General features: G+C 71.8%; 25 protein-coding genes. 15 read left to right on the top strand and 10 right to left on the bottom strand.

What is annotated here, in order from left to right:
- The first annotated feature begins 1 nt into the window (after position 1).
- The 3 genes from ACIBG6_RS29595 to ACIBG6_RS29585 all read left to right on the top strand — a co-directional run bounded on the left by ACIBG6_RS29595 (position 2) and on the right by ACIBG6_RS29585 (position 3,451).
- Complete coding sequence (locus ACIBG6_RS29595; RefSeq protein WP_399225730.1) at positions 2-1,765, top strand: cytochrome c biogenesis protein ResB; 1,764 nt, start codon at positions 2-4, stop codon at positions 1,763-1,765.
- Complete coding sequence (gene ccsB, locus ACIBG6_RS29590) at positions 1,762-2,850, top strand: c-type cytochrome biogenesis protein CcsB (protein WP_399225728.1); 1,089 nt, start codon at positions 1,762-1,764, stop codon at positions 2,848-2,850. Before ACIBG6_RS29595 ends, ccsB begins: the two co-directional genes overlap by 4 nt.
- A gap of 70 nt (positions 2,851-2,920) precedes the next feature.
- The gene (locus ACIBG6_RS29585; RefSeq protein WP_399225727.1) at positions 2,921-3,451 is read left to right on the top strand and encodes an SRPBCC domain-containing protein; all 531 of its coding nucleotides are present in this window, start codon (positions 2,921-2,923) and stop codon (positions 3,449-3,451) included.
- Between the two features lie 4 nt (positions 3,452-3,455).
- Here ACIBG6_RS29585 and ACIBG6_RS29580 read toward each other — a convergent pair whose 3' ends face one another.
- The 3 genes from ACIBG6_RS29580 to ACIBG6_RS29570 form a co-directional block, all read right to left on the bottom strand.
- Positions 3,456-5,015: a hypothetical protein gene (locus tag ACIBG6_RS29580; protein ID WP_399225726.1), complete on the bottom strand. Its 1,560-nt coding sequence runs from the start codon at positions 5,013-5,015 to the stop codon at positions 3,456-3,458.
- A 4-nt stretch (positions 5,016-5,019) separates the two neighbouring features.
- Positions 5,020-7,080, bottom strand: a complete 2,061-nt coding sequence (locus ACIBG6_RS29575; protein ID WP_399225725.1) for a hypothetical protein — start codon at positions 7,078-7,080, stop codon at positions 5,020-5,022.
- Between the two features lie 115 nt (positions 7,081-7,195).
- A complete protein-coding gene (locus ACIBG6_RS29570; protein WP_399225724.1) occupies positions 7,196-7,642 on the bottom strand; it encodes an anthrone oxygenase family protein in 447 nt (148 codons plus the stop codon).
- 91 nt (positions 7,643-7,733) lie between these two features.
- On the opposite strand from ACIBG6_RS29570, the gene ACIBG6_RS29565 reads away from it, so the two are divergent.
- On the top strand, positions 7,734-8,312 hold the full coding sequence (locus tag ACIBG6_RS29565; protein ID WP_399225722.1) for a TetR/AcrR family transcriptional regulator: 579 nt from the start codon (positions 7,734-7,736) through the stop codon (positions 8,310-8,312).
- Between the two features lie 80 nt (positions 8,313-8,392).
- Here ACIBG6_RS29565 and ACIBG6_RS29560 read toward each other — a convergent pair whose 3' ends face one another.
- The 3 genes from ACIBG6_RS29560 to ACIBG6_RS29550 all read right to left on the bottom strand — a co-directional run bounded on the left by ACIBG6_RS29560 (position 8,393) and on the right by ACIBG6_RS29550 (position 10,678).
- Positions 8,393-9,775 (bottom strand): S41 family peptidase, encoded by a 1,383-nt coding sequence (locus ACIBG6_RS29560; protein WP_399225721.1) that lies wholly within the window; start codon positions 9,773-9,775, stop codon positions 8,393-8,395.
- 140 nt (positions 9,776-9,915) lie between these two features.
- Positions 9,916-10,371 carry a nucleoside deaminase gene (locus ACIBG6_RS29555; protein ID WP_399225720.1) on the bottom strand — a complete coding sequence of 152 codons (456 nt, stop codon included), beginning with the start codon at positions 10,369-10,371 and terminating at the stop codon, positions 9,916-9,918.
- A 31-nt stretch (positions 10,372-10,402) separates the two neighbouring features.
- Positions 10,403-10,678: a GntR family transcriptional regulator gene (locus ACIBG6_RS29550; protein WP_399225719.1), complete on the bottom strand. Its 276-nt coding sequence runs from the start codon at positions 10,676-10,678 to the stop codon at positions 10,403-10,405.
- 164 nt (positions 10,679-10,842) lie between these two features.
- Between ACIBG6_RS29550 and ACIBG6_RS29545 the strand changes: the two genes are divergently transcribed.
- The gene (locus ACIBG6_RS29545; protein ID WP_399225718.1) at positions 10,843-11,190 is read left to right on the top strand and encodes a hypothetical protein; all 348 of its coding nucleotides are present in this window, start codon (positions 10,843-10,845) and stop codon (positions 11,188-11,190) included.
- Positions 11,187-11,543 carry a hypothetical protein gene (locus tag ACIBG6_RS29540; RefSeq protein WP_399225717.1) on the top strand — a complete coding sequence of 119 codons (357 nt, stop codon included), beginning with the start codon at positions 11,187-11,189 and terminating at the stop codon, positions 11,541-11,543. The genes ACIBG6_RS29545 and ACIBG6_RS29540 overlap by 4 nt, the downstream gene beginning before the upstream one ends.
- Before the next feature lie 32 nt (positions 11,544-11,575).
- Here the strand turns inward: ACIBG6_RS29540 and ACIBG6_RS29535 are convergent, their stop codons facing one another.
- Positions 11,576-12,088 carry a hypothetical protein gene (locus ACIBG6_RS29535; protein WP_399225716.1) on the bottom strand — a complete coding sequence of 171 codons (513 nt, stop codon included), beginning with the start codon at positions 12,086-12,088 and terminating at the stop codon, positions 11,576-11,578.
- A gap of 97 nt (positions 12,089-12,185) precedes the next feature.
- Here ACIBG6_RS29535 and ACIBG6_RS29530 point away from each other — a divergent pair, with 97 nt between their 5' ends.
- Positions 12,186-12,668 carry a hypothetical protein gene (locus ACIBG6_RS29530; protein WP_399225715.1) on the top strand — a complete coding sequence of 161 codons (483 nt, stop codon included), beginning with the start codon at positions 12,186-12,188 and terminating at the stop codon, positions 12,666-12,668.
- A 126-nt stretch (positions 12,669-12,794) separates the two neighbouring features.
- Positions 12,795-13,730 carry a DMT family transporter gene (locus tag ACIBG6_RS29525; protein WP_399225713.1) on the top strand — a complete coding sequence of 312 codons (936 nt, stop codon included), beginning with the start codon at positions 12,795-12,797 and terminating at the stop codon, positions 13,728-13,730.
- Here the strand turns inward: ACIBG6_RS29525 and ACIBG6_RS29520 are convergent.
- Positions 13,627-14,517, bottom strand: a complete 891-nt coding sequence (locus tag ACIBG6_RS29520) for a LysR family transcriptional regulator (protein ID WP_399225712.1) — start codon at positions 14,515-14,517, stop codon at positions 13,627-13,629. The two genes, ACIBG6_RS29525 and ACIBG6_RS29520, sit on opposite strands and share 104 nt — an antisense overlap.
- Before the next feature lie 30 nt (positions 14,518-14,547).
- Positions 14,548-14,901 carry a PLD nuclease N-terminal domain-containing protein gene (locus tag ACIBG6_RS29515; protein WP_399225711.1) on the bottom strand — a complete coding sequence of 118 codons (354 nt, stop codon included), beginning with the start codon at positions 14,899-14,901 and terminating at the stop codon, positions 14,548-14,550.
- Positions 14,902-14,991: 90 nt separating this feature from the next.
- Here ACIBG6_RS29515 and ACIBG6_RS29510 point away from each other — a divergent pair, with 90 nt between their 5' ends.
- Both ACIBG6_RS29510 and mqnP read left to right on the top strand, forming a co-directional pair.
- Entirely contained in the window at positions 14,992-16,443 is a 1,452-nt protein-coding gene (locus tag ACIBG6_RS29510; RefSeq protein WP_399225710.1) for a menaquinone biosynthesis decarboxylase, read from the top strand.
- Positions 16,440-17,342: a menaquinone biosynthesis prenyltransferase MqnP gene (gene mqnP / locus ACIBG6_RS29505; RefSeq protein ID WP_399225709.1), complete on the top strand. Its 903-nt coding sequence runs from the start codon at positions 16,440-16,442 to the stop codon at positions 17,340-17,342. Before ACIBG6_RS29510 ends, mqnP begins: the two co-directional genes overlap by 4 nt.
- A gap of 4 nt (positions 17,343-17,346) precedes the next feature.
- Here the strand turns inward: mqnP and ACIBG6_RS29500 are convergent, their stop codons facing one another.
- Positions 17,347-18,069: a TetR/AcrR family transcriptional regulator gene (locus ACIBG6_RS29500; protein WP_399225707.1), complete on the bottom strand. Its 723-nt coding sequence runs from the start codon at positions 18,067-18,069 to the stop codon at positions 17,347-17,349.
- Positions 18,070-18,247: 178 nt separating this feature from the next.
- Here ACIBG6_RS29500 and ACIBG6_RS29495 point away from each other — a divergent pair, with 178 nt between their 5' ends.
- Genes ACIBG6_RS29495 through ACIBG6_RS29475 form a run of 5 tightly spaced genes read left to right on the top strand, consistent with a single transcriptional unit; the run spans position 18,248 to position 23,622 of the window.
- Positions 18,248-19,090: a glycosyltransferase family 2 protein gene (locus tag ACIBG6_RS29495; RefSeq protein ID WP_399225706.1), complete on the top strand. Its 843-nt coding sequence runs from the start codon at positions 18,248-18,250 to the stop codon at positions 19,088-19,090.
- Positions 19,087-20,418: a glycosyltransferase gene (locus ACIBG6_RS29490; protein WP_399225705.1), complete on the top strand. Its 1,332-nt coding sequence runs from the start codon at positions 19,087-19,089 to the stop codon at positions 20,416-20,418. Before ACIBG6_RS29495 ends, ACIBG6_RS29490 begins: the two co-directional genes overlap by 4 nt.
- Positions 20,415-21,803, top strand: a complete 1,389-nt coding sequence (locus tag ACIBG6_RS29485; RefSeq protein WP_399225704.1) for a lipopolysaccharide biosynthesis protein — start codon at positions 20,415-20,417, stop codon at positions 21,801-21,803. Before ACIBG6_RS29490 ends, ACIBG6_RS29485 begins: the two co-directional genes overlap by 4 nt.
- Positions 21,800-22,816 carry a glycosyltransferase family 2 protein gene (locus ACIBG6_RS29480; protein ID WP_399225703.1) on the top strand — a complete coding sequence of 339 codons (1,017 nt, stop codon included), beginning with the start codon at positions 21,800-21,802 and terminating at the stop codon, positions 22,814-22,816. The genes ACIBG6_RS29485 and ACIBG6_RS29480 overlap by 4 nt, the downstream gene beginning before the upstream one ends.
- Complete coding sequence (locus ACIBG6_RS29475) at positions 22,813-23,622, top strand: polysaccharide deacetylase family protein (protein ID WP_399225702.1); 810 nt, start codon at positions 22,813-22,815, stop codon at positions 23,620-23,622. Before ACIBG6_RS29480 ends, ACIBG6_RS29475 begins: the two co-directional genes overlap by 4 nt.
- Positions 23,623-23,659 lie beyond the last annotated feature (37 nt).

Here is a 23,659-nt window from a genome sequence, read left to right as displayed (position 1 = left end):
CATGAGCAAGTCCGATACGACTGATACGCCCGGCGCGGTGGAGACGGAGCGCGCGGCCGACGAAGCGGCCGGCGCGCAGCTCTCCACCGCCCCCACCGAGGACCGCGGCGACGCCCCCGTCGGCGGCCCCGTCCTCGGGGTCGTCGGCTGGATCCGCTGGTTCTGGCGGCAGCTGACGTCGATGCGGGTCGCGCTGATCCTGCTGTTCCTGCTCTCCCTCGGCGCCGTCCCCGGCTCCCTCATCCCGCAGACCAGCGCGGACGAGATCAAGGTGCAGGACTTCCAGGCCGCGCACCCCACCCTCACGCCGATCTACGAGAAGCTGCAGCTCTTCGACGTCTACGGCTCGGTGTGGTTCTCCGCGATCTACATCCTGCTGTTCGTCTCCCTCATCGGCTGCATCGTGCCGCGCACCTGGCAGTTCGTCGGCCAGCTCCGCAGTCGTCCGCCGGGCGCCCCCAAGCGCCTGGACCGGCTCCCCGCGTACGCCACCTGGCGCACCGAGGCCGAGCCCGAGCAGGTCCGCGAGGCCGCGCTCGCCGTCCTCAAGGGCCGCCGCTTCCGCGCCCACACCGCCGGTGACGCGGTCGCCGCCGAGAAGGGCTTTCTGCGCGAGGCGGGCAACCTCCTCTTCCACGTCGCCCTGATCGTGATCCTCGTCGCCTTCGCCTGGGGCCAGCTCTTCAAGTCCGAGGGCGGCAAGCTGATCGTCGAGGGCGACGGCTTCTCCAACACGCTCACGCAGTACGACGACTTCAAGTCCGGCTCGCAGTTCGGTACGGAGGAGCTGGAGCCGTTCACCTTCACGCTCGACGCCTTCGACGGCACGTACGAGAAGAGCGGCCCGCAGCGCGGCACCCCCCGCACCTTCGAGGCGAAGGTCCGGTACTCCGAGGCCGACGGCGCGGAGAAGAAGGCGGTCATCCGCGTCAACGAGCCGCTCAAGGTCGGCGACTCCAAGGTCTACCTGATCGCCCACGGCTACGCGCCTGTCGTCACCGTCAAGGACGGCGGCGGCAAGACCGTCTTCCACGGCGCCGTGCCGCTCCTGCCGATCGACAACAACATCACCTCGACCGGCGCGATCAAGGTGATGGACGGTTACCGCGACAAGAACGGCAAGGGCAAGAAGGAGCAGCTGGGCTTCCAGGCCTTCTTCGTGCCGACCTTCGCCGGTGCCGGCCAGGGCACGATGTTCTCTCAGTTCCCGGGGCTCGACGACCCGGCCATGGCGCTCACCGGCTATCACGGCTCCCTGGGCGTGGACTCCGGTCTGCCGCAGAACGTGTACCAGCTCGACAAGACCAAGATGAAGCAGTTCACGGACACGTCCGGCAACCCGATCGCCCAGCGCCTCCTGCCCGGCATGACGATGACGCTCCCCGGCGGGGCCGGCTCGATCACCTTCGAGAAGGACGTCAAGGAGTGGGCCAGCTTCCAGATCTCGCAGCAGCCGGGCAACGGCCTCGCCCTCGCGGGCGCGATCGCGGCGATCGCCGGTCTGACCGGTTCGCTCTTCATCCAGCGGCGCCGGGTCTGGGTCCGGGCCGTACGGGGTGAGGACGGCGTGACCGTCGTCGAGATGGCCGGCCTCGGCCGGAGCGAGTCGGCCAGGCTCCCGGAGGAGCTGGGCGACCTCGCGGTCACGCTCACCGCGGACGCCCCGCCCGCCGCACCAGCGCCGGAAGCCGATCCGGAGGCCGTACCGGAACCCGCGGAAGAACCCGCAGAAGACCCTGCCCCTTCGGGAGAGGCCGACAAGTGATCCTCGCCGCCACCACCAACGAGAGCCTGGCGAAGATGAGCGACCTGCTCATCTACTCCTCCATGGCCGTCTACACCCTGGCCTTCTTCGCGCACATCGCCGAGTGGGTCCTCGGCAGCCGCAGCAAGGTCGGCCGGACCGCCGCCGCCCTCACGCAGCAGGCCTCGGCCGCTGCCGCCGCCGTGACCGTCCAGGTCAAGGGGGCGGCCGGCGCCACCGCCGTCCTCGACAAGCCGAAGGTCGTCACGCGCTCCGCGGCCGGCACCCGGGACGTCCCGGACGGCCCCGGCGCGGCCGGCGGCACGGTCAAGGGCGACCTCTACGGCCGGATCGCCGTCTCCCTCACCGTCCTCGCCTTCGCCATCGAGGCGGCGGGCGTGGTCAGCCGGGCCCTCGCCGTGCAGCGCGCCCCCTGGGGCAACATGTACGAGTTCTCCACCACCTTCTCCACGGTGGCGGTCGGCACGTACCTCGGCTTCCTCCTCGCCAAGAAGGACGTGCGGTGGATCGGCCTGCCGCTGGTCACGACGGTCCTGCTCGACCTGGGCCTGGCCACCACCTGGCTGAAGACCCCCAGCGACCAGCTGGTGCCGGCGCTCGACTCGTACTGGCTGTGGATCCACGTCTCCACCGCGATCTTCTGCGGCGCGGTCTTCTACCTCGCGGCCGTCGCCACCGCCCTGTACCTCTTCCGCGACTCGTACGAGAACAAGCTCGCGAGCGGCGGCACGCCGAGCGCCTTCGCCCGGTCCGTCCTGGAGCGGCTGCCCTCGGCGGCGTCCCTGGACAAGTTCTCGTACCGGGTCAACGCCGCCGTCTTCCCGCTGTGGACGTTCACGATCATCGCGGGCGCGATCTGGGCCGGCGACGCGTGGGGCCGCTACTGGGGCTGGGACGCCAAGGAGGTCTGGTCCTTCATCACGTGGGTCGGCTACGCGGCGTACCTGCACGCGCGCGCGACGGCGGGCTGGAAGGGGCGGAAGGCCGCGTACATCGCGCTCATCGCGTTCGGCTGCTTCCTCTTCAACTACTACGGCGTCAACATCTTCGTCACCAGCAAGCACTCCTACGCGGGCGTGGAGTAGGAACCGGCGTCACCGCCCTCGCCCGAGTGTTGGAGTAGCGGGTGGGGGACCCCGGGGCCACGCTGGAGGTATGAGCGAGATACCCCGGGGCAGGTGCGAGACCCACGACGGCGACACGCACCTGCTGCGGTACGTCATGGAGCTCCCGCACCCGCAGGCGGAGGTCTGGGAGGCCGTCGCCACCCCCGAGGGACTGCCCGGCTGGCTGTGCGCGGCGGACCCGCTGGAGCCCCGGCTCGGCGGCCGGGTCACGCTCCGCTGGCTCAACAGCGAGACGGAGGTCTCGGGGCGGGTGACCGCCTGGGACCCCGAGTACGTCGCCGAGTACACGGTCGATCCGCCGCACGGCCGGATCCGGTTCCATCTGGAGCCGGGGTCCGGGAGCGGCGGGTCGACCGTGCTGCGTTTCACCAACGAGTTCCGGGGGACGCGGGAGTACCGGCTGGACTGCCTGGCCGGCTGGCACGACCACTTCGAGCGGCTCTCCGCCGCGCTGGACGGGCGGCCGACGGACTGGTCCGCGTGGTCGCCCGAGCGCTGGGCCGATCTGCGCGTGCTGTACGAGCGCGACGAGGCGCCCTGGCCGAAGTGGGTGCCGTGACCTCCTAGCTCCTCTTCGGTGGCAGGCAGGACGTGTTCGGTGGGTTCTTCTCCGGCCAGGCGATGGCGACGAAGCGCTGTGAGCCGTCCAGGGCCAGTTCCACGATCGGGACCGCCTTGTTGTACGGGTTGCCGTAGTTGTCGAGGCAGATCCAGCCGCTCGCGCCCTGCACCCGCAGCGAGCCCTTCACCTGCGGCCACTGCGTGACCACGTCGCCGAGCTCCGGGTACTGGGCCTCCCGCGGCGTGGCCTGGCGGATCGCGTGGACCGCCGTCGCCATCGCGTCGTACGCGACGATCGCCTGCCCGTCCGCGAGCGGGACCGGCTTCTTCGAGGCGCGGGCGATGTCCGTCTCGAAGGTCGAGTACGCCACCACCGAACCGCCCGTCGCCGGGACCGGCCGTCCCGGCGCCGGCTTCCACGCGTCGGGGTGGGCGAGCGCGGCGTAGCGGACGGTCAGCTTCTTCTTGAGCGCGTTCCGGTCGAGCTTCTTGTCGGCGCCCAGGTACGAGCCCTCGTCGCCGGTCAGGATCGTGAAGGCGCGGTCGGTGCAGCCGCGCGACCCCAGTGCGTTGATGAACTGGCGGAGCTGGGTGTGGCGGCCCGCGAAGAAGACGGTCTCGGCGCGGGTGTCGCAGATCAGGTGGGTGATCTGGCGGAAGGTGTTGGCCGTGGTGCCCTCGTCGGTCGGGTCGGGCGGCGAGGTGAAGAGCTGCGGCTCGTAGGGCGCGCCCTTGAGGGAGGCGGCGAAGGCGCCCTTGAGGGTGTCCGTGTAGTGGTCGCCGCTGCGGGTGTCCTGGACGAGGAGCGCCTTGGCGGCGTCGACGCGGCCGAAGTGGGCGAGGGCCTTGGCCTCGTCGCTGTTGGTGGGGGAGACGCGGGCGAGGCCGGGGTAGCGGTTGTTCCCGGCGCCGGGGCCGTTGGCGATGTCGTCGGCGGTGATGGTGGTGCCGACGACGGCGATCCCGTCCTCGGTGAGGGCGGTCACCGCCTCGCGCATCTCGGTCGAGGAGGTGGCGATGCCGGAGACGACCCGCAGCCGGTCGGGGGCGCCGGTCATCGTCGCGAGCTGCTGGGTGACCGACGGCCAGTGGGCGTTGCCCCGGCCGGTGTTGGCGAGGACGAGCCGGATCTTCGGGGTCTGGCTGTTGGACTCGTGGTTGGCGCGGTACTGGTAGGCGTACGCGCCCTGCACCTCGTGGAGCACCTTGGTCCGCATGCCTCCGTCGGGGGAGGTCAGCGGCAGGAGCACGGCGACGGTCGCGTACTCGCCGGGCGTGAGGGCGGCGTTCTCGCGGCCGATGGCCTCGGCGACCTCGGCGAGTTCGGGGATGCCGAAGGCGTGGCCGTCGCCGTTGACGCCGACGCACTCGGAGCTGCCCTCGGGGCGTTCGACGCCCGCCGCGCAGGAACGGTCCTCCGGAGTGGTGAGCCGGGCGATCCCGTATCCGCCGAGGCCGACGACGAGGACGGTCCCGAGCAGGGCGGCGACGAGCTTCTGGCGGGGTGTGCGGACGCGACGGCGGAGCCGGTCGGTCAGTCCACCGGTCGGACGGTCGGGCATGGCGTCAGACTCCGTCCTCGCGGCCGGGCGGCAGCGAGAGCTCCCGCCAGGCGCGGATGTCGCGCGGCCAGTGGGTGGCCGCGTCCCAGAGCGAACCGCTGCCCGTCAGGTGGCGGCCGGAGAGCCTGCGCAGTTCGTGCGCGAGCCGGTCGGCCACGTCGTCGTCGGGCAGTGCGAGCGGATCGGTGAGCAGCCATACGGCGTGCAGCAACCGCCGTACGGAAAGGTGGAGTTCGATGCGGTCGGCGTCGAGTCCCGCCGGGAGGTCGCCCGTCGGTGCCTGCCCCAGGGCGATCGCGCGGCGCGGGTCGGGCCCCGACCGGTTCCGCTCGCGCGGGTACGGGGCGGCGGCGACGAACTTCAGCCGTCCGAGCCAGCCGAGGACGTCCTGCTCGGGGAAGGTGGCCCGCAGGTGGGTGACGGCCTCCTCGGTGCGGCCGAGCGCGAGGTCGTGGTGGAGGCGGTACGGGCCGGGCTCGGGCCCGTAGTACCGGAGCAGGGTCTCGTGGACCGCGCGCCAGGACGCGTACAGCGGGTGGTCGTCGTCCTCGAAGCGGAGCCGGTGCAGGAGCAGGGCGCGCAGGAGGGGGTCGGCGACGAAGTGGCGGGGGCCCTCCTGCCAGTCCTCGGCGCGGAGCCGGTCGCGGACGCGCAGTGCCACGTCCCCGTCCAGGGACTCGCCCTGGAGCCGGGCGTGGGCGAGCACGCGGGCGGACGCCTCGTCGTGGGTGGCGGCGAGCACGGCGTACGGGCCGGGGCGTCGCACCGGGAGCAGCTCGGCGAGGAGGGTGGGGGCGACGGGCACCGGCGGGGCGTCCTCGCGCAGCTCCACCGTCAGGTCGAGGAGCCCGCCCGGGGTGAGGGCGGCCCGGAGCTCGGCCGGGGCCTCGCCGGCGGCCCGGCCGAGGAGGGCCACGCCGAGCGGCCGGCCGCCGGTCAACCGGTGGACGGCGCGGGCGAGTTCGGGGGGTGTGCGGCCGGCCGGGTCGTGGTGGTCGAAGGCGGTGCGGGTCTGGGCGGGGGAGAGGGGGGTGAGCTCGACGGCGAGGATGCCGGAGCCGACGCTCGTCCCGCGCGGACAGGGCGCGCGGTGCGAGGTCTCCGGAAGCCGGGTCCGGGTGGCGTGCCGCAGCCCCTCGTGCTCGCGGACCCGGGAGGTGGCGAGGACGACGGTCCGGTCGCGGCGGCCGCCGGCGCGGGCGCGCAGGATCGGCTCGACGAGCTGCCGGCCGAGCTCCTCGTGGGCGTTGTCGAGGAGGAGGAGCGGTCTGCCGATGCGGGTGCCGCGCCGGAGCCCCGTATAGGCGTGGAGCAGGTCCTCGGTGAGGGCGCCGACGAGGAAGTCCTCGGCCTCGCGGCGGCGTCGGCCGCCCTGTTCGAAGTCGATCGCGAGCTGCCGGAGACCGGCCTTGCCCCGCCCGCCGGCGTTGCGGTAGCTGCCGTACCAGTTCTCGGAGGCGCGCTGGAACCGCCCGAAGACCTCTTCGAGGACGGTCTCGACGGTCGCCTCGGCGAGCAGTCCGGCCATCGGGACGGTGGCCTCGGCGAAGGTGGCGGCCAGTTTGGAGAGGACCTTGGAGACCCAGTTCCCGGTGGCGCCCTTCGTCGCGTCGACGGTCGCGAGCAGCGGCCCGAGCTGGAGGAGGTCGTTCCTGGCGCGCTCGTCGTCCTCCTGGGACCAGCCGAGCGAGGCGACGGCCACGAGCCCGAGCGAGAGCCTCGGGAACTGCACGGGCTTCGCGGCGAGCACCTTCGGCGACAGCTGGACGGCGAGCTCGGTGAGCGCCCCGGTGACCTGGCTCCAGCCGGGGCCGTGGTCGGCGGGCGGCTCGACGTGCGCGCAGTCGAGCAGGGCCAGCGGCGTGTAGCCCTTGTAGCGGTTGCGGACCTCCTTGAGCAGGGAGGTCTTCCCCATGCCGCGCCCGCCCGTGAACACCGTGACCGGCGGATCGTCGCCGTGCTCGTACGCGACCCGCGCGGCACCGTGCCGGGTGAGCCCGCTGAGCCGTGCGACGAGACCGCTGTCGTGCAGGACCGCCTCGCGTCCGTAGAGCTCCCTGTCCACCGGCCACCCCCCTGCTTCCCCCTGCTACCCCACGAGATGCGCCCCGTCACATCATCAAGTTCAGGATATCGACAGGGTGTTGGGGGCACGACAACCTTTGCGAGGTTGCCGGGTATCAGACGAGGGCGGTGACCAGCAGGGCGAAGGCGGCGATGATGACGGCGACGCGGACATAGTGGAAGCGTTCCCAGCGGCGCAGCTGCTCCTTCCAGTCCGCGGGCCGGTTCTCGGGGGTCCACGTCTTGTTCCGGTTGTTGATCGGGACGAGCAGCAGGATCGACATGATCACGCTGACGATCAGCAGCGCGCCGGCGGTGACGACGAGGCCGGTGCCGTGGTGGTCCCATCCGGCGATGGCCCAGACCGCGACGAGGACGAGCGAGCCGATGTACCAGACCGGCATCACGGCGCCGAGCATCCGGCCCCCGTGGGCCTTGCCGAGTTGGCCACTGTCCTCCGGGAGGGCGTTGAGTATCGGGTTGATGACGAAGGCGACGGCGAACTCCACCCCCACCATCACGCCGACGATCACGGTGGTGACGATCTCCAGTGCGTTGAGCATGACTACCCCTCCTGGAATCTAGTGTTGCTAGGTGATGAGGCAACGCTAGTACTACTGCCGCTTGATTGTCTAGCGGTGCTAGGGTCGAAGTATGTCGGTACAGGAACGCAAGGAGCGCGAACGAGCGGTCCGCGAGCGCCTCATCGTGGCCACGGCCCGCGAACTCGCCGAGCAGCAGGGCTGGGACGCGGTCACCACCCGGCGGCTCGCCGAGCGCATCGAATACAGTCAGCCCGTCCTCTACAGCCATTTCCGCGGCAAGCGCGAGATCATCGGCGCCGTCGCCCTCGAAGGCGCCGCCGAGATGGCCGCGGCACTGCGGGCGGCGACCTCCGCCGCGGACGGCCCGCGCGCCCGGGTCACCGCCCTCGCCCGCGCCTACCTCGACTTCGCCGAGCGCAATCCGGCGGTCTACGACGCCATGTTCCGGCTCGACGGCGGGCTGGCGTTCGCGGACGAGGAGACCCCGGAGCCCCTGAAGGACGCCTTCGCCGCGCTACTGGAGACTCTCGAAGAGGTCGCCGGGGAAGGCGTCCACCCGGGACTGTTCACCGAGGTGTTCTGGGCGGCCCTGCACGGGCAGGCGACCCTGACCCGGGCGGGACGACTGCCGGCGGAGTACGCCGAGCAGAGAGCCGAGCTGGTGGTGGACCGGCTCGCCGTGGTCTGACGCGTCGTACGGCCGAGCAGCAGGGCCTTCGGGCCCGGCTGCCCGCCCGCGACATCGCCCACACGCACCTGCCACACGCTTCAGTCCCGCAGGACCTTCACGGCCCGGTCGAAGGCCGAGTCCTTGTTCCGGTCGAACTCCTCCGTGGTGAAGACCGGTTCGGCGAGGTGCGGCGGGATGCCCGCGCCGTCGAAGGTCCTGCCCGACCGGGTCAGCAGCTCCTCGTTCGGCAGCCAGACCGACATGCCGTTGGGGAGCTTGCGCACCATGACGTCCGAGAAGACGCCCTGCGTGGGCTGCCCGATCCGCACGGTCCGGCCGGGCCGGTCCATGAGGGCCTGGGTGAAGGTCTCTCCCGCGCTGACGGTGGAGCCTCCGGTCAGTACGGCGACCGGTCCGGTGTAGCGCGGGCCGTGGGCGGGCGTGACGTAGAGGGGCTGAGGGCGCGTGTGCCGGGTGGGGTCCGCGGGGTCGTTGCGGGCCCGCTTGGAGTAGGCGAGGTAGGGGGTGTCGGTCAGCCGCCCGGCGATGTGGAGCCCCATGGCGTCGGAGCCGCCGCCGTTGATCCGCAGGTCGATGACCAGGCCCTTCAGGTGCCGGGTGCGCTCCTGGTCGAGGACCGTGTCCAGCGCCTTGTCGAGCTCGGCCAGCTCGGCGGTGTAGGGGGCCTTGTCGCCCGCGTAGCCGCCGAATCCGGAGATCCGCAGGTAGCCCTGGCCGCCGGGGAGGTCGGCGTAGATGATCCGCCCGGCGGCGAAGTCCTGGAGGTTCCGGGCGTCCTTGAGGTCGCGCTCCACCACGAACCTCTTGACCTTGGCGTCGAGCTTCCCGCCGGGCATGACGGTGCCGGGGCGGGCCTGTGCGAAGAGCCGGTCGGGGTAGCCGTCTTCGTCACCGTCGACGTCCAGGACGGCGACGTGGGCGTCGTGGAGCGGCTCCACCATCTTGCTGAAGACGGCGAAGAGTTCGTCCGGGGTCGTCCCTTCGTGGACCGTGGGCCGGTACCGGTCGCGTACGGCGTGCCAGTCGATGCCCTTGGCGGCGAAGAAGGGGTAGTTCTCCTCGAAGGACTGCCAGAAGACGTCGAAGGAGGCGAGCGGTCCCCCGGGGGCGGACCGCGTGCAGGCCTCGGGCAGTTCCGTCATCCGGCGCAGATTCCGTTCGCCGACGTCGCCGTCCAGCCGTACGGAAGCGCGGTCGCGGTCCCCGCGGGTGCGCACGGTGAGGACGGTTCCTTCGGTCGTGGTGTAGGCGCCGGGGCCGGTCCGCCGCGCGGTGTCGCCCGCGATGCAGCTGACGGCGGTGGTCTGGTACTCCTGGAGAGTTCCGTTCCGGATGGACAGCACAGTGCCGTAGCCGTCTGTGCGCCAGATTCCGTCGGTGGCCGGCTGGTGGGCGGTGGCAGCCGGCGCGGCTGCGCCGACGAGGGCCAGGGCGACGGCGGTGGCTGTGACGATGCGCACGATGTTGCCTTCTCTGTAAGCGACTTGCCGGGTACCGCCCCACCGTCGCCGACACGGGACCCACCGGGCCATCCGGCTGTCCGGCCGATGGAGGGTGGGGCCAGCCCCCGCCACCCGCGGTACCCGGGACCACCACGCACTTAGGGCTCTTCCCCGATGTCCTCGTGCCAGAGGGCGGGGTGCGCGGCGATGAACTCCCGCATGAGGGCCACGCATTCGGGATCGTCGAGGACGATCACCTCGACGCCGTGCCGGGCGAGCCAGTCGTGCCCGCCGTGGAACGTCTCGGCCTCGCCGACGACGATCCGCGAGATCCCGAACTGCCGGACGAGGCCGGAGCAGTACCAGCACGGCGACAGGGTCGTGACCATGGTCGTCCCCCGGTACGAGCGCTGCCGGCCGGCGGCGCGGAACGCGGCGGTCTCGGCGTGCAGGGAGGGGTCCCCGTCCTGCACGCGCCGGTTGTGCCCGCGCCCGAGGAGCGTGCCGTCGGCGCCGTAGAGCGCGGCCCCGATCGGGATCCCGCCTTCGGTGAGCCCGGCGCGGGCTTCGGCGAGGGCGGTGCGGAGCCAGCGCTGTGCCTGTTCCTGGTCCATGGGGGACCTGTTCCCCGCCGGACCGTCGGCGTCACGCCTTGGGGTCGCCCGGGGTGGGGGTGACGTAGGAGCCCTTGCCGCGCACGGTGATCACAAGCCCGCGATCGCGCAGTTCCTGGGTGGCACGCCGGGCGGTGAGCCGGGCTACGCCGTACTCCTCGGCCAGGCGGTTCTCGGAGGGGATGGGGCGGTCGGGGGCGAGGGCGCCGGAGGCGATCTGCTTGCCGATGAGCTCGGCCAGCTGGATGTAGAGCGGGGTGGCGCTCTGCGGGTCCAGGGGGCCGGTCGGCGTGGAGTTATCGCTCATGTGTCCAGCGTAGAGCGATGTGCATCTACACGATTGGGTGGATCTCTCTCCACTTGTCTACAGAGGACTGTGAGGAAGCGCTAGATTCCTCGGGCAAGTAAGACCCCGGCAACCGCTGGCACGGCCCCGGGGCATGGCCACCAACTATCAACGGAGTTGATGACGTGCGGAACCCTATCGCGCGCGTACTGGGCAGGGCGCTGATCCCCGTACTGCTCGGGCTGCTGATGCTGACCCTGCCTGCCACCGGCAGGCACCGCCCCCGCCGGATGACCCACCCCCGCCGGGTGACGCCGGCCCCCGCGCCCCGGCACCGCGCGCCCTCCCGGCGGTCTCCCTACGCCGTCGAGCAGACCGCGCTCCTCGATGGCGCCCGATCGCCCCTGGAGCGGCCCTACTTGGCGGCGGACTCGGCGCGGGCCGTGCAACGGCGTCGGCGGCGGGCGCTGTGGCTGGCGACGGTCGGGGTGGACGTCGATCAGCGCAACATCCACGCCGGGAGCCCCCGATGAGTCGCTGCGGGGCGCGGCGGTCCGTGTTCGACGTCGCCGAGGCGGTGCGGCCGGTGTGGGGCGGCTCGGTCTGCGTGCTCGGCGTGGGCCACGACGGTCCGCACCGCGACCGCGCGGGCGACGGCTGGTGGGTGACGCCGGAGATCGCCGACGCCGTGACCGTGTCCCTGCTGACCCGCGCGCTCAAGGTCCCGCCGGAGCCGGAGTTCCGGTCACCGCGTTGCGTCGTCGGCCGCCACGACCGTTGCCGGGACGGGGTCCCCCGCGACAGCGGCGTACAGGGAGTCCGCTACCTCGTGTGCGGGTGCCTCTGCCATCCGGCGCCTCCGCCCCGGGCCGGCGACCGTCCATGACGTGCGGGCGCCGGCGGGCCTCCTCGGTCTCCCTACGGGGCAGCCTGGGCGTCGTTGGCTGCGAATACCGTGTCGGTGGCACAGGGCTTGCCGTCGAACCGGTCGGAACTTCCGCCGCCCAGCCCCACCTTGTCGCCTTCGCGGGCGAAGAGCTTGCCGTCGGCGTCGTACACGGCGGCCTTGCCGCTCTCCTCGCGAACCGACCAGCCGTGGCCCCAGACAACGGCAATCGGCTTCTCGCTCCGGGCGGTGGTCACGGCGATGCAGTTGTCGTCGGTGACGACGAGAGTCCCTGGGAGGTGGGCGTAGAGGCTGGGAGTCGGGTCGCCCGCACCACGGGTGATGATCTTCGCGGAGGGCTTCTCGTTCGCCGTGACCTGCGAGTCGCCGTTCGCGGCCTTCACCGGTGCGGGGGCAGCCGCCTTCGCGCTCTCCGCGTCGGCTCCTCCGCACGCGGAGAGCGCGGCGGCGAGGAGCAGGAAACCCGCGAGGGCGTGGATGCCACGGTGGGTTGCCTCGGGACGTCGATCGCGGTTCTCGGGCATGGCATCCGACTCCTTCGGACTCTTCGGGAGAACAACGTATCCCGCGCCAACTCCCTTTGCAGAGAGTCAGGTTCATGATGGATGGTCACAGATGCACATGGGCAGGAAAGCGACGGCCTTGGTGGCGGGCGGGGTGGTCGCCGGGGCGTTGGCGTTGGGCGGCTGGTCCGGCTATCAGTATCTGGAGGGGCAGGTGTCTTCTGGCTGTGTCCTGCGGGGGTACGACGCCACCAGCGTGGTGGACACCGCCTCGTACGCCGAGAACGTCTTCACCGGGCGCGTCGTGGAGTCCGTGGAGCCGCGCGTGGACGAGTACTGGGCTACGGACGTCTACCGGGTGGAGGTCGTTTCGGCGCTGCGCGGGGACGTGCGGGGCACGGTGTTCGTCCCGTTCGCGTCGGACGAGCGGCCCGCTCGGCGGTTGGCGGACGGCGAGACGTACGTGTTCGCGACCCAGGCGAAGGCCGACGACGGTTACTGGCTCATGTTCCAGGGTGAGATGACGCCCGTGGACGACGGGCAGTTGCTCCTGTGGAAGGCGGCGGTGGCACTTCCGAGGGAGGGGGAGAGGGAGTCGTAGCGGTCGCGCGGGCGAAGCATCGCGTCCGCCGATGGGCCCCTCATCGGTCCCGCCGATCGGGCCCATCGGGAGGACGGGGCACTGGCTCGTGGACCGGGGCCCGGGCCCGCTCGTAGCGTCGCTGTCATGAGAAACGAGACCAGGGGAACCGTCGAACTCACCCTCGCCATGGTGCTCTCCGGCACGCTCGGCGTCTTCGTCGTCGAGTCCGGGGCTTCGCCCTTCGAGGTGGTGTTCTTCCGGTGCCTCTTCGGCGCCGCCGCGCTCGGGGCGTACAGCCTCGCCCGGGGGTTCTTCACCGGGCACGGGTTCACCGCCAAGAAGCTCGGGCTCGCCGCACTCGGCGGGGTGTTCATCGTCTTCAACTGGGTTTTCCTGTTCGAGGCCTACGAGGCCACCTCGATCTCCCTCGCCACCGTCGTCTACCACACGCAGCCGTTCTTCCTCGTGCTGCTCGGGGCGGTGTTCATGCGGGAGCGGATATCCGGTGCCAAGCTCGGGTGGCTCGCGCTCGCCTTCGGGGGGCTCGTGCTCGTCTCCGGGGTGAGGCCCGGGGACACCGCCTCCCTCAAGGGGCTCGGCTTCGCCCTCGCCGCCGCCGTCCTCTACGCCCTCGCCACCTTCGTCACCAAGCGGATCACCGGCGTGCGGCCCCATCTCGTCGCGCTCGTCCAGGTTCTTGTGGGACTGCCGCTGCTCCTGCCCTTCGTCGACTTCGGCGCCGTCGGCGGGATCGGAGGCGGGTGGCTGTGGCTCGTCGGGCTCGGGGTCGTGCACACCGGGCTGATGTACGTCCTCATGTACGCCGCCTACGCCAAGCTGCCGACCGCCAAGATCGCCGTCCTCGCCTTCACCTACCCCGCCGTCGCCATGGGCGTCGACTGGGCCGTGTACGGGCACCACATCGGCCTCGTCCAGGCGCTCGGCGTCCCGCTCATCGTTCTCGCCAGCCTCAAGGTCACGCTGGCCGGGTCTGCTCGGACACCAGTCGCCGCGCCTGCTCCACGAACAGCCGGACATGCGCCGGAAGCTTCTTCCCCCGCCGCCACGCGAGCTGTGTGAAGAGGGTGAAGGGGGCCTCCCAGTCCAGGGCGACCAGGGTGCCGGAGGCCAGTTCCTCCGCCACCGCCACCCGGGGGAGCAGGGCCACGCCCAGGCCCGACGTCACTCCCCGCTTCGTCGCCTCGATCGTGCCGAACTCCATGAAGGGCGGCGCCCACTCCCGCAGCTCCTCCTCGAAGAGGTCGCGGTACGGGCAGCCCGGTTCGGTGCCCACCAGGCGGGCCGCCGCCAGGTCCGCGCTCGTCAGACCCGTACGGCCCGCCAGGGGATGGCCCGGGCCGGCGACCAGGACCAGCGGCTCCGGCGCGAGGACCTCCGACTCCAGGCCCTCGTGCTCCGTGCCCGGCTCCATCAGGAAGCCCACGTCGTACGTGCCCTGGCGCAGCGCCGCCCGGGTCTCGTCGCCCAGGGTGGGCCGCAGCGTCAGCCGTACCTTCGGGTAGCGGTGGTGGAAGTACTCCAGCAGTGGCGGCAGGCGGTACGAGGTCAGGGACTCCATCGTGCCGACGGCGATCGTCCCCGAGGGTTCCGCGGCGGTCGCGACGGCCGTCCTCGCCTCCTCGGCCAGCTCCGTCATCCGGCGGGCGTACGGCAGGAGCCGCTCCCCGGCCTCCGTGAGCCGGATGCGGCTGCCGAGCCGCTCGAAGAGCTCCACGTCGAGCGACGACTCCAGGGAACGGATCTGGCCCGTGACGCTGGACTGGGCATAGCCGAGGTCGGCGGCCGCCCGGGTGAAGGAGAGGACGTCGGCGACCTTCTCGAAGGTGAGGAGGAGTCGCAGTTCCATCGGTTCTCCGTCAGCTCTCGCGGTTCTCCGTCAGCTCTCGGTCTCCTCGCCGCTCTCGCGCTTCCTCAGTTCTTCCTCGCGGCGGCGGAGGTCCGCCTCCCGCTCCTCGAACCCCTGGGTGTTCTCGTCCTTCAGGGACTTCAGGAACTCCGGGTTGTCGTCGGGGGCGACCCAGCCGCCCGTCCTGCCCCGCGCCCCGGCCGGGCGCCGCACCTTGCCCGCGAAGAACCAGACGATCGGCCCGACGATCCAGAACAGCAGGATGATGATGACCCAGACCACCTTCGGCAGGTGCTTGGTCTCTTCCTCCGGGGTGTTCAGGCAGTCGATGAAGGCGTAGATCGTCAGCGCCAGCGGCAGGATGTACAACAGCGCCCTGAGCATGTGGGACAGCCCCCTGGAAGCGGTGGCGGGGGCGCGTTTCGGCGGCCCCGGTGACAGGTCAAGGGTAGCCGGTGACCGATACTGGCCCTTATGGCTTACGACGATCTCCGCTCGCTGCTCAGGGCCCTTGAGCGCGATGGCGACCTCAAGCGCATCAAGGCCGAAGTCGACCCGTACCTGGAGGTCGGGGAGATCGTCGACCGAGTGAACAAGGCAGGAGGCCCGGCGCTTCTCTTCGAGAACGTCAAGGGCTCCTCGATGCCGCTCGCGATGAACGTCTTCGGGACCGACCGCCGGCTGCTCAAGGCCCTCGGCCTGAAGTCGTACGGCGAGATCAGCGAGAAGATCGGCGGGCTGCTCAAGCCCGAGCTTCCGCACGGTTTCGTCGGGGTCCGCGAGGCCTTCGGCAAGCTCGGCTCGATGGTCCACGTGCCGCCGAAGAAGGTCAAAGAAGCGCCTGTCCAGGAGGTAGTGCTCACCGGGGACGACGTCGATCTCGACGCGCTCCCCGCGCTCTTCACCTGGCCCAAGGACGGCGGCTCCTTCTTCAATCTCGGGCTCACGCACACCAAGCACCCCGAGACCGGCGTGCGGAACCTGGGGCTCTACCGGCTCCAGCGGCACGACAAGCGCACCATCGGCATGCACTGGCAGATCCACAAGGACAGCCGCAACCACTACGCGGTGGCGGCGGCCCGTGGCGAGCGGCTGCCCGTCGCGATCGCCTTCGGCTGCCCGCCGGCCGTGACGTACGCGTCGACGGCCCCGCTGCCCGGTGACATCGACGAGTACCTGTTCGCCGGCTTCGTGCAGGGCAAGCGGATCGAGATGGTCGACTGCAAGACCGTGCCGCTCCAGGTGCCCGCGCACGCCGAGGTCGTCATCGAAGGGTGGCTGGAGCCCGGTGAGACCCTGCCGGAGGGGCCCTTCGGCGACCACACCGGCTTCTACACGCCGCAGGAACCGTTCCCCGCACTGAAGATCGACTGCGTGACGATGCGGAAGCGTCCGCTGCTCCAGTCGATCGTCGTCGGCCGGCCTCCCACCGAGGACGGGCCGCTCGGCCGGGCCACGGAGCGGTTCTTCCTGCCCCTGCTCAAGATCATCGTGCCGGACATCGTCGACTACCACCTGCCGGAGTCGGGCGGCTTCCACAACTGCGCGATCGTCTCGATCGACAAGAAGTACCCGAAGCACGCGCAGAAGGTCATGCACGCCATCTGGGGCGCGCACATGATGTCGCTGACCAAGCTGATCATCGTGGTCGACAAGGACTGCGACGTGCATGATCTGCACGAGGTGTCCTGGCGGGCCCTCGGCAACACCGACTACGCCCGCGACCTGACGGTGGTGGAGGGGCCGGTCGATCATCTGGACCACGCCTCGTACCAGCAGTTCTGGGGCGGCAAGGCCGGTATCGACGCGACCAAGAAGCTGCCCGAGGAGGGCTACACCCGGGACGGCGGCTGGCCGGACATGGTGGAGTCGGACCCGGCGACCGCGGCCCTCGTGGACCGCCGCTGGAAGGAGTACGGCCTGTGACCACGGCCGCCGTACCGGGCGCCGATCCGGGACGTACGAAGGCGTTCCTGCGCCTCGTGATGATCGAGCACTCGGTCTTCGCGCTGCCCTTCGCGTACACCGCCGCGCTCACCGCGATGTACCAGGTGGACAAGAACATCCACTGGTGGACGCTCTTCCTCGTCACCGTCTGCATGGTGGGCCTGCGGACCTTCGCCATGGCCTGCAACCGGATCATCGACCGCGAGATCGACGCCCGCAATCCGCGGACGGCGGGGCGCGAGCTGGTGACCGGGGCGGTGTCCGTGCGGTCGGCGTGGACCGGGGCCGGCATCGCGGTCGTGGTGTTCCTCGGGGCCGCGGCGCTCCTCAACCCGCTCTGTCTGGCGCTCGCGCCGCTCGCCGTCATCCCGATGGTCGTCTACCCGTACGGCAAGCGGTTCACGAACTTCCCGCACGTCATCCTCGGGCTCGCCCAGGCCATAGGGCCGATCGGCGCCTGGCTCGCGGTCACCGGCGAGTGGTCCTGGGACGCGGTGATCCTCGGCCTCGCGGTCGGCATCTGGATCGGCGGCTTCGACCTGATCTTCGCCTGTCAGGACGTCCAGGCGGACCGCGCCGAGGGTGTCATGTCCGTCCCGGCGCGCTTCGGCGTTCCGGCGGCCCTGTGGGGCGCGCGCGCCTCGGCGGTCGTGACGACGGGGCTGCTCGTCTGGTACGCGGTGGCCACGGACGCGGGGATGTTCTTCTGGGTCGGCCTCGTCATCGTGGCGGCGGCCTTCTGCTACGAGCACTCGATCGTGAAGCCGAACGACCTGTCCCGGCTCAACCGGGCGTTCTTCACGACGAACGGCTTCATCGGGATCAGCCTGTTCGTGTGCGCGCTGCTCGATCTGCTGGTGCGCGGGTTGTCTGTCTGAGCCTTCAGGCTTCGGGGGCGAAGCGGTCCAGGAGGGCGTCGAGGCCGATGGCCAGGCCCTCCGGGGCGCCGCGCCGGGCGAGTGTCGGGGCGGCGCCGCGCAAGGAGGGGAGCTCGCGGGCCGGCATGCGGTGCAGGCCGAGGCGGAAGGCGGGATCGGGCTCGTCGGGGTTGTCGACCATGGCCCGCAGGTCTCCGAGGATGTAGCCGAGGACCCAGCCGGTGACGGCCCGGAAGGCCATGACGGTGGCGTCCTCGTCCAGGCCCGCCCGGTTCAGGAGGACCAGGATCCGCTCGTGGTCCCGGAGGACGGGGAGCGGGCGGCGGGCGAGCGGGACCGCCAGCATGCGCGTGGCCAGGAGCGGGGCCACCTGGGGATGCGCGAGGGCGACCCGGTAGGTCGCGGCGGCGATCCGGTGGAGTTCGTCCCGCCATCCGGGTGACTCGTCGGAGGCGGCCAGCTGTTCCTCCAGCTCGGTGTAGAGGGCCTCCACCAGACCGTCGAGCAGCGCGTCCTTCCCGGCGGCGTACCGGTACAGCGCCATGGCCTCCACTCCGAGCTCCGCGCCGGTCCGGCGCATGCTCAGCGCGGACAGCCCCTCACGGTCGACCAGCTCCAGGGCGGTGGCGAGCACGCGCTCGCGGCTCAGGCGGCCGTACCGCCCGTGGTCGCCGGCGCGGCGGCCCGGCGCGCGGCGGCCCGACGAGGGGTCCTTCTCGATCGCCATGTGTCCGCCTTCGCTGTGCACGCCTTGACCGCAGGACATCCAGGGATAAAGTGTACATATACGACGTAAACGTATGGTGCATTTCGAGGGTCGACGTACCTGTCACCCGGCACCTCACTCCGGCGGACGGCCTCCGCAGCACGACGCGACCGTGCACCGATTCGATCCCGGAGACATCATGACCACTCACCCGACTCTGCGGCAGAACACCGACTTCCCGCCCACAGAGCACCCACTCCGCCGCTCCACCGACCCGGCCCCGCACCCCATGCGGCGCGCCGAGGACAAGGCGCCGACCCGGCTCGCGGTGAGCCTGGTGATCCCGGCCCTCAACGAGGCGCGCAACATCCCCTGGGTCTTCGAACAGATCCCGGACTGCGTCGGCGAGGTCCTGCTGATCGACGGCGACTCCCACGACGCCACGGTCCGCATCGCGACCCAGATCCTGCCGACGGTCCGCAGCCTGAAGCAGAGCGGGAAAGGCAAGGGGAACGCGCTGCGCACCGGCTTCCTCGCGGCGCGCGGCGACTACGTGGTGATGATGGACGCCGACGGCAGCATGTCGCCCGCGGAGATCCCGCACTTCGTGCACTTCCTCGAGAACGGCTACGACTTCGTCAAGGGCTCCCGTTTCGTCGAGGGTGGCGGCTCCCTCGACATCACGCGCTTCCGGCAGCTCGGCAACCACGCCCTGCTGGCCCTCGTGAACCGGCTCTACGACGCCACGCTGACCGACCTCTGCTACGGCTTCTGCGCGTTCCGGCGCACCTTCCTCGACCAACTCGACCTGCACGCCACCGGTTTCGAGATCGAGGCCGAGATGATCGTGCACGCGCTGCGCTCCGGACTGCGGATCGCCGAGGTCCCCAGCCTCGAACTGCCCCGCCGCAACGGCCGGTCCAACCTGCACGCGATCTCCGACGGCCGCAGGGTGCTGAAGACGCTCCTGTCCGAGCGCCCCGGCGGGCAGAAGGCGACCGCCCAGCCGGCGTCCGCTCCGCTGGAGCGGAGCGCGTCGTGACCGGCGGACGCGCGCTCGCGTCCGCCGCGCCGCTGCCGGTCGTGGACATCGACCTCGCCGAGCCCGGGGCGTTCCGGCTCCCCGGGGGCGGGGTGCGGACCAGGCCGTCCGGCCGCGCGCTCGGACTCGTACGGTTCCACGGCCGTCCGCTGGGGATGGCCGAGGCGTCCGGCGGCGGGCCCGAGGAGCTGTGGCAGGCGCTCGCGGCCGCGGCGGTCCGGGAGTTCGCGGTCACCGATGAGGACCCGGAAACCCACGAGCCCCACCGGACGCCCGTCGAGGCGCCCGTCAGGACGCCCGCGATCAGCGTGATCGTCGCCACGAGGAACCGCGCCGGGATGCTCCGGGACTGCCTGGACTCGCTGCTCGCGCTGACGTACCCGCGGTTCGAGGTGATCGTGGTGGACAACGCCCCGGCGGACACGACCACGGAGGAGCTGGTCCGGCGGGAGTACGACGGCGGCACACGTCCCGTGGTCCGCTACCTGCGCGAACCCGTGCCCGGTCTCGCCCGCGCCCACAACCGCGGGCTCGGCGCGGCCCGTGGCGGCATCAGCGCCTTCACCGACGACGACACGCTCGTCGACCCGCAGTGGCTGACCGCGCTCGCCGCGCCCTTCCTGGCGGACCCGCGCACCGGCTGCGTCACCGGGCTCATCGTCCCCGCCGAGCTGGACACCGAGGCGCAACTCGCGCTGGAGCGGCACGGAGCGTTCGCGAAGGGGTACGCCCCCCGCGTCTGGTCGCTGCGCGCTCCGCCCGCGGACCCGCTGTTCCCGTTCACCGCGGGCCGCTTCGGCTCCGGCGCGAACATGGCGTTCCGTACGGAACTGCTGCGCGACCTCGGCGGCTTCGACCCCGCCACCGGCGTCGGCACCCCCGCGCACGGCGGTGACGACCTGCTCTCCTTCTTCCGGGTCCTCGCCCGCGGCCGCTCCCTCGCCTACGAGCCCGCCGCGATCGTCTGGCACCGGCACAAGCGCACCGCCGAAGCGCTCGACGCGCAGGCGTTCGGCTACGGCGCGGGCTTCGGCGCCTATCTGGCCGGGGCGATCGTCCACGAACCACGCATGCTGCCCGCGCTGCTGCGACGGCTGCCCGGCGGCGTACGGCACGCGCTCACCCGACACCACGAACACGGTGGATCGGACTCCGGGAGCGGCGCCACCCCGGCCAGGCTCACCCGCCTGGAGCTGCGGGGCATGCTCTACGGCCCGTACGGCTATCTGCGCAGCCGGCGGATCGAGCGTCGGGTGCTACGGCGGACCGAAGGCCGCCACGACGACCTCGCGCACCCCGGCCCGCGGAGACGGGGCGGACCCCGATGACCGAGCCGCGCACCACACGGCACGCCCGGACGTCACCGGCGGCCGGCACCACGGTCGCGGTCGTGGAGGACAGGCCTTCCCCCGACGCGCCGCGCCGCTCGGTCGGTTCGGTGGTCCGGTCCGGCGTCACCGCGGTGTTCCCCCGCGACCCGCTGCTGCGCAACGGCCACCTCCTCGCGATCAGCTCCCTCGTCAGCGCCGCGCTCGGCTCCCTCTTCTGGGTCCTGGCCACGCGCTGGTACGACGACGAGGTGGTGGGGCTCAGCTACTCCGCGCTCTCCATGACCCTGCTCCTGGCCAACATCGGCCAGCTCAACCTCTCCGACTTCCTCGTCCGGTTCGTGCCCTCCGCAGGCCACCACACCCGCCGGCTGATCCTCCTCTGCTACACCGTGAGCGCCGTCATGAGCGCCCTGGCGGCCTTCTGCTTCCTGCTGCTCGTTCCCTCGGTCGCCCCCGGCCTCGACTTCCTGCTGACCCCGGTGACCGCCGTCTGCTTCATCACGGCCACCGCCGGATACGCCGTCTTCGTGATGCAGGACGGCGCGCTGACCGCGGTGCGGCGGCCCGGCTGGGTGGTCGGCGAGAACGTGATCTTCGCCTGCGTGAAGATCGGGCTGCTCGGCGTGGGTGCGGCACTGGCGCTGTTCTCCGGCATCCTCCTCTCCTGGGTCGGGGCGCTCGCCGTCTCCCTCCTCGTCGCCAACTTCGTCCTGCTGCGGCGGGCCGTACCCGAACACGTGCGGGTGTCGACGCAGGCGAAGCGACCGGACCGGGCGCTGCGGTACGCCGCCGCCGACTACTTCGGCTCGCTGTTCCGGATGGCGGCGTACACCGTGGTCCCGCTGATGGTCCTGAACGCTCTGGGCGCCGAGCAGAGCGCCTACTTCTCGCTCGCCTGGATCGTCGGCTACGTGCTCTACCTGGTCGCCCGCAACCTCGGCAGCTCCCTCGTGGTGGAGGCCGTGAGCAACCCGGAGCGGCTGGTCGAGCACACGGTGAGGATGCTGCGCCACACGGGTCTGCTGCTCGGCGCCGGCATCGTCTTCGTCGCCGCGCTCGCGCCGCAGATCCTCTGGTTCTTCGGCCCCGGGTACGCCGAGCACGGCACCACCCTGCTGCGGCTCCTCGCCCTGTCCGCCCTGCCGAACATCGTGGTCAGCCTCGCCATCGACGTGTGGCGGGCGCGGCGGCGCCTGCGGTGGGCGGTCGGGGTCCAGATCGCGATGTGCGTGATGGTCCTGGGGCTCACCAAGTTGCTGCTCCCCACGATGGGGATCACCGGCGCGGGCGTCGCCTGGCTGGTGACCATGTGCGTGCTCGCCACGCCGCTGCTGATCTGGCGGAAGCGCTGGCTCACGACCGGAACCGGGAGGTCCTCGTGAACACCGACACCCGCAGCCTGCCGACTCTGACCGTCGTCGTCTGCGCCTACACCCTCGACCGCTGGGACGACCTGCGGGCGGCGATCGGGTCGCTGCGTGCCCAGCGGCGCCCCGTGGAGGAGACCGTGCTGGTCGTCGACCACTGCCGCGAACTGTACGAGCGGGCCGCCGTCGCCTTCCCCGGCGTGCGGGTGCTCGCCAACGCCGAGCGGCAGGGCCTGTCCGGCGGACGCAACACCGGTGTGGCCGCCGCCCGTTGCGAGGTCGTGGCCTTCCTCGACGACGACGCGGCCGCCGATCCGGACTGGTCCGCGCGGCTCCTCGCCCGCTATGCCGACCGCGCCGTCGCGGGCGTCGGCGGTCTGGTCCGGCCATGGTGGGTCACCCGGCGGCCTGTCTGGTTCCCGCGCGAGTTCGACTGGGTGGTCGGCTGCTCGTATCACGGACTGCCCGAACAGCCTTCCCCCGTACGGAACTTCATCGGCGCCAACATGTCCTTCCGTCGGTCCGAGCTGGTCGCCGCCGGTGGCTTCCGGACGGATCTGGGCCGCGTGGGGACCCGCCCCCTCGGCTGTGAGGAGACCGAGCTCTGCCTGCGCATCGCGGCCCGTCGCCCGGCCGCGGTCCTGCTCCACGAACCCGCCGCCGCGGTCCGCCACCGCGTGCCCGCGGCCCGCGCCACCTGGGCCTACTTCGTCGCCCGGTGCTACGCGGAGGGCCTGTCCAAGGCGCGCGTCGCCCGGCTCGGCGGCACACGCGCGGCCCTGTCCAGTGAGCGGGCCTATCTGCGGTCGACCGTCCCGAGGGCGTTCGTCCGGGCGCTGCGGCCCGGCCGCCCCGGGGGTCTGCGCACGGCCTCGGCGCTCGCGGGAGGCGTCGGGGTGACCGTCGCGGGCTACGTAGCGGGCCGGGTCCGGCATGCGGAGCCGGACCCGGTGCCGGACCCGCCACCAGGGCCGGCCGCCGTACCGGCCCTGGGACGGGTGGGGGAAGCCGGCGGTGGGCTGCCATGACCGCCGTACCCGTCTTCCTCTACCACTCGGTGGCGTCCGACCCGGCGCCCTGGATCGCGCCGTTCACGGTCGGCCCGCGCGCCTTCGCCGAGCAGCTGGAGACGATCGCCGACAGCGGTCTGCGGATCGTGCCGCTGCACCGGCTGGTGGCCGCGCAGCGCGGCGGCCCGCCGCTCCCCGACCGGGCCGCGGTCCTCACCTTCGACGACGGCTTCGCGGACTTCCACTCGACCGTGCTGCCCCTGCTCGCACGGCGGGACCTGCCAGCGACCCTGTACGTCACCACCGGCGCGCTGCGCGGCCGGGCCGGCGGGCCGACGGAGGGCGTCTTCCCGCCGGAGTCCCGGATGCTGAGCTGGCGGCAGCTCGTCGTCCTCGACGCGTACGGCATCGAGATCGGCGGCCACACGCGGACGCATCCGCAGCTCGACACCCTGCCCGCCGACCGGGCGTGGGACGAGGTGGCGGGGTGCGGACGCGAGCTGGAGGACGTCCTCGGCCACCCGGTCACCTCGTTCGCCTATCCGCACGGGTACTCCAGCCCCGCGGTGCGCGACCAGGTGCGCGCGGCGGGCTGGACGTCGGCCACGGCGGTGCGCGACGCGTTCAGCTCGGCGGATGACGATCCGCTGCGCATCGCCCGGCTGATGGTGCGCGCCGACACGGACCGGGAGCGGTTCCGGCAGTGGACGACGGGCGCCGCGGCGCCGGTCGCGCCGTTCCCCGAAGGGCCGAGGACCAGGGGGTGGCGGGCCTACCGCCGGATGAGGGCACGGCTGAACATGCCGTACAAGGCGGTCGCCTGAGGGAGCCCGGGGCGGGGCGCCTCACCGTGCCGGGAGG

It is taken from the genome of Streptomyces sp. NPDC050842, from assembly GCF_044456565.1.
In the GTDB taxonomy this organism is placed as follows: Bacteria; Actinomycetota; Actinomycetes; order Streptomycetales; family Streptomycetaceae; genus Streptomyces.
Note: the sequence above shows the minus strand (reverse complement) of the source record. Positions and strands in the feature narration are given on the sequence as shown.

Bases quoted from the DNA above. Each gene is read 5' to 3' on its own strand.
- ACIBG6_RS29595 (WP_399225730.1), top strand. From the start codon at position 2: ATGAGCAAGTCCGATACGACTGATACGCCCGGCGCGGTGGAGACGGAG.
- ACIBG6_RS29585 (WP_399225727.1), top strand. From the start codon at position 2,921: ATGAGCGAGATACCCCGGGGCAGGTGCGAGACCCACGACGGCGACACG.
- ACIBG6_RS29580 (WP_399225726.1), bottom strand. From the start codon at position 5,015: ATGCCCGACCGTCCGACCGGTGGACTGACCGACCGGCTCCGCCGTCGC.
- ACIBG6_RS29570 (WP_399225724.1), bottom strand. From the start codon at position 7,642: ATGCTCAACGCACTGGAGATCGTCACCACCGTGATCGTCGGCGTGATG.
- ACIBG6_RS29565 (WP_399225722.1), top strand. From the start codon at position 7,734: ATGTCGGTACAGGAACGCAAGGAGCGCGAACGAGCGGTCCGCGAGCGC.
- ACIBG6_RS29555 (WP_399225720.1), bottom strand. From the start codon at position 10,371: ATGGACCAGGAACAGGCACAGCGCTGGCTCCGCACCGCCCTCGCCGAA.
- ACIBG6_RS29550 (WP_399225719.1), bottom strand. From the start codon at position 10,678: ATGAGCGATAACTCCACGCCGACCGGCCCCCTGGACCCGCAGAGCGCC.
- ACIBG6_RS29540 (WP_399225717.1), top strand. From the start codon at position 11,187: ATGAGTCGCTGCGGGGCGCGGCGGTCCGTGTTCGACGTCGCCGAGGCG.
- ACIBG6_RS29535 (WP_399225716.1), bottom strand. From the start codon at position 12,088: ATGCCCGAGAACCGCGATCGACGTCCCGAGGCAACCCACCGTGGCATC.
- ACIBG6_RS29530 (WP_399225715.1), top strand. From the start codon at position 12,186: ATGGGCAGGAAAGCGACGGCCTTGGTGGCGGGCGGGGTGGTCGCCGGG.
- ACIBG6_RS29525 (WP_399225713.1), top strand. From the start codon at position 12,795: ATGAGAAACGAGACCAGGGGAACCGTCGAACTCACCCTCGCCATGGTG.
- ACIBG6_RS29520 (WP_399225712.1), bottom strand. From the start codon at position 14,517: ATGGAACTGCGACTCCTCCTCACCTTCGAGAAGGTCGCCGACGTCCTC.
- ACIBG6_RS29515 (WP_399225711.1), bottom strand. From the start codon at position 14,901: ATGCTCAGGGCGCTGTTGTACATCCTGCCGCTGGCGCTGACGATCTAC.
- ACIBG6_RS29510 (WP_399225710.1), top strand. From the start codon at position 14,992: ATGGCTTACGACGATCTCCGCTCGCTGCTCAGGGCCCTTGAGCGCGAT.
- ACIBG6_RS29500 (WP_399225707.1), bottom strand. From the start codon at position 18,069: ATGGCGATCGAGAAGGACCCCTCGTCGGGCCGCCGCGCGCCGGGCCGC.
- ACIBG6_RS29495 (WP_399225706.1), top strand. From the start codon at position 18,248: ATGACCACTCACCCGACTCTGCGGCAGAACACCGACTTCCCGCCCACA.
- ACIBG6_RS29485 (WP_399225704.1), top strand. From the start codon at position 20,415: ATGACCGAGCCGCGCACCACACGGCACGCCCGGACGTCACCGGCGGCC.
- ACIBG6_RS29475 (WP_399225702.1), top strand. From the start codon at position 22,813: ATGACCGCCGTACCCGTCTTCCTCTACCACTCGGTGGCGTCCGACCCG.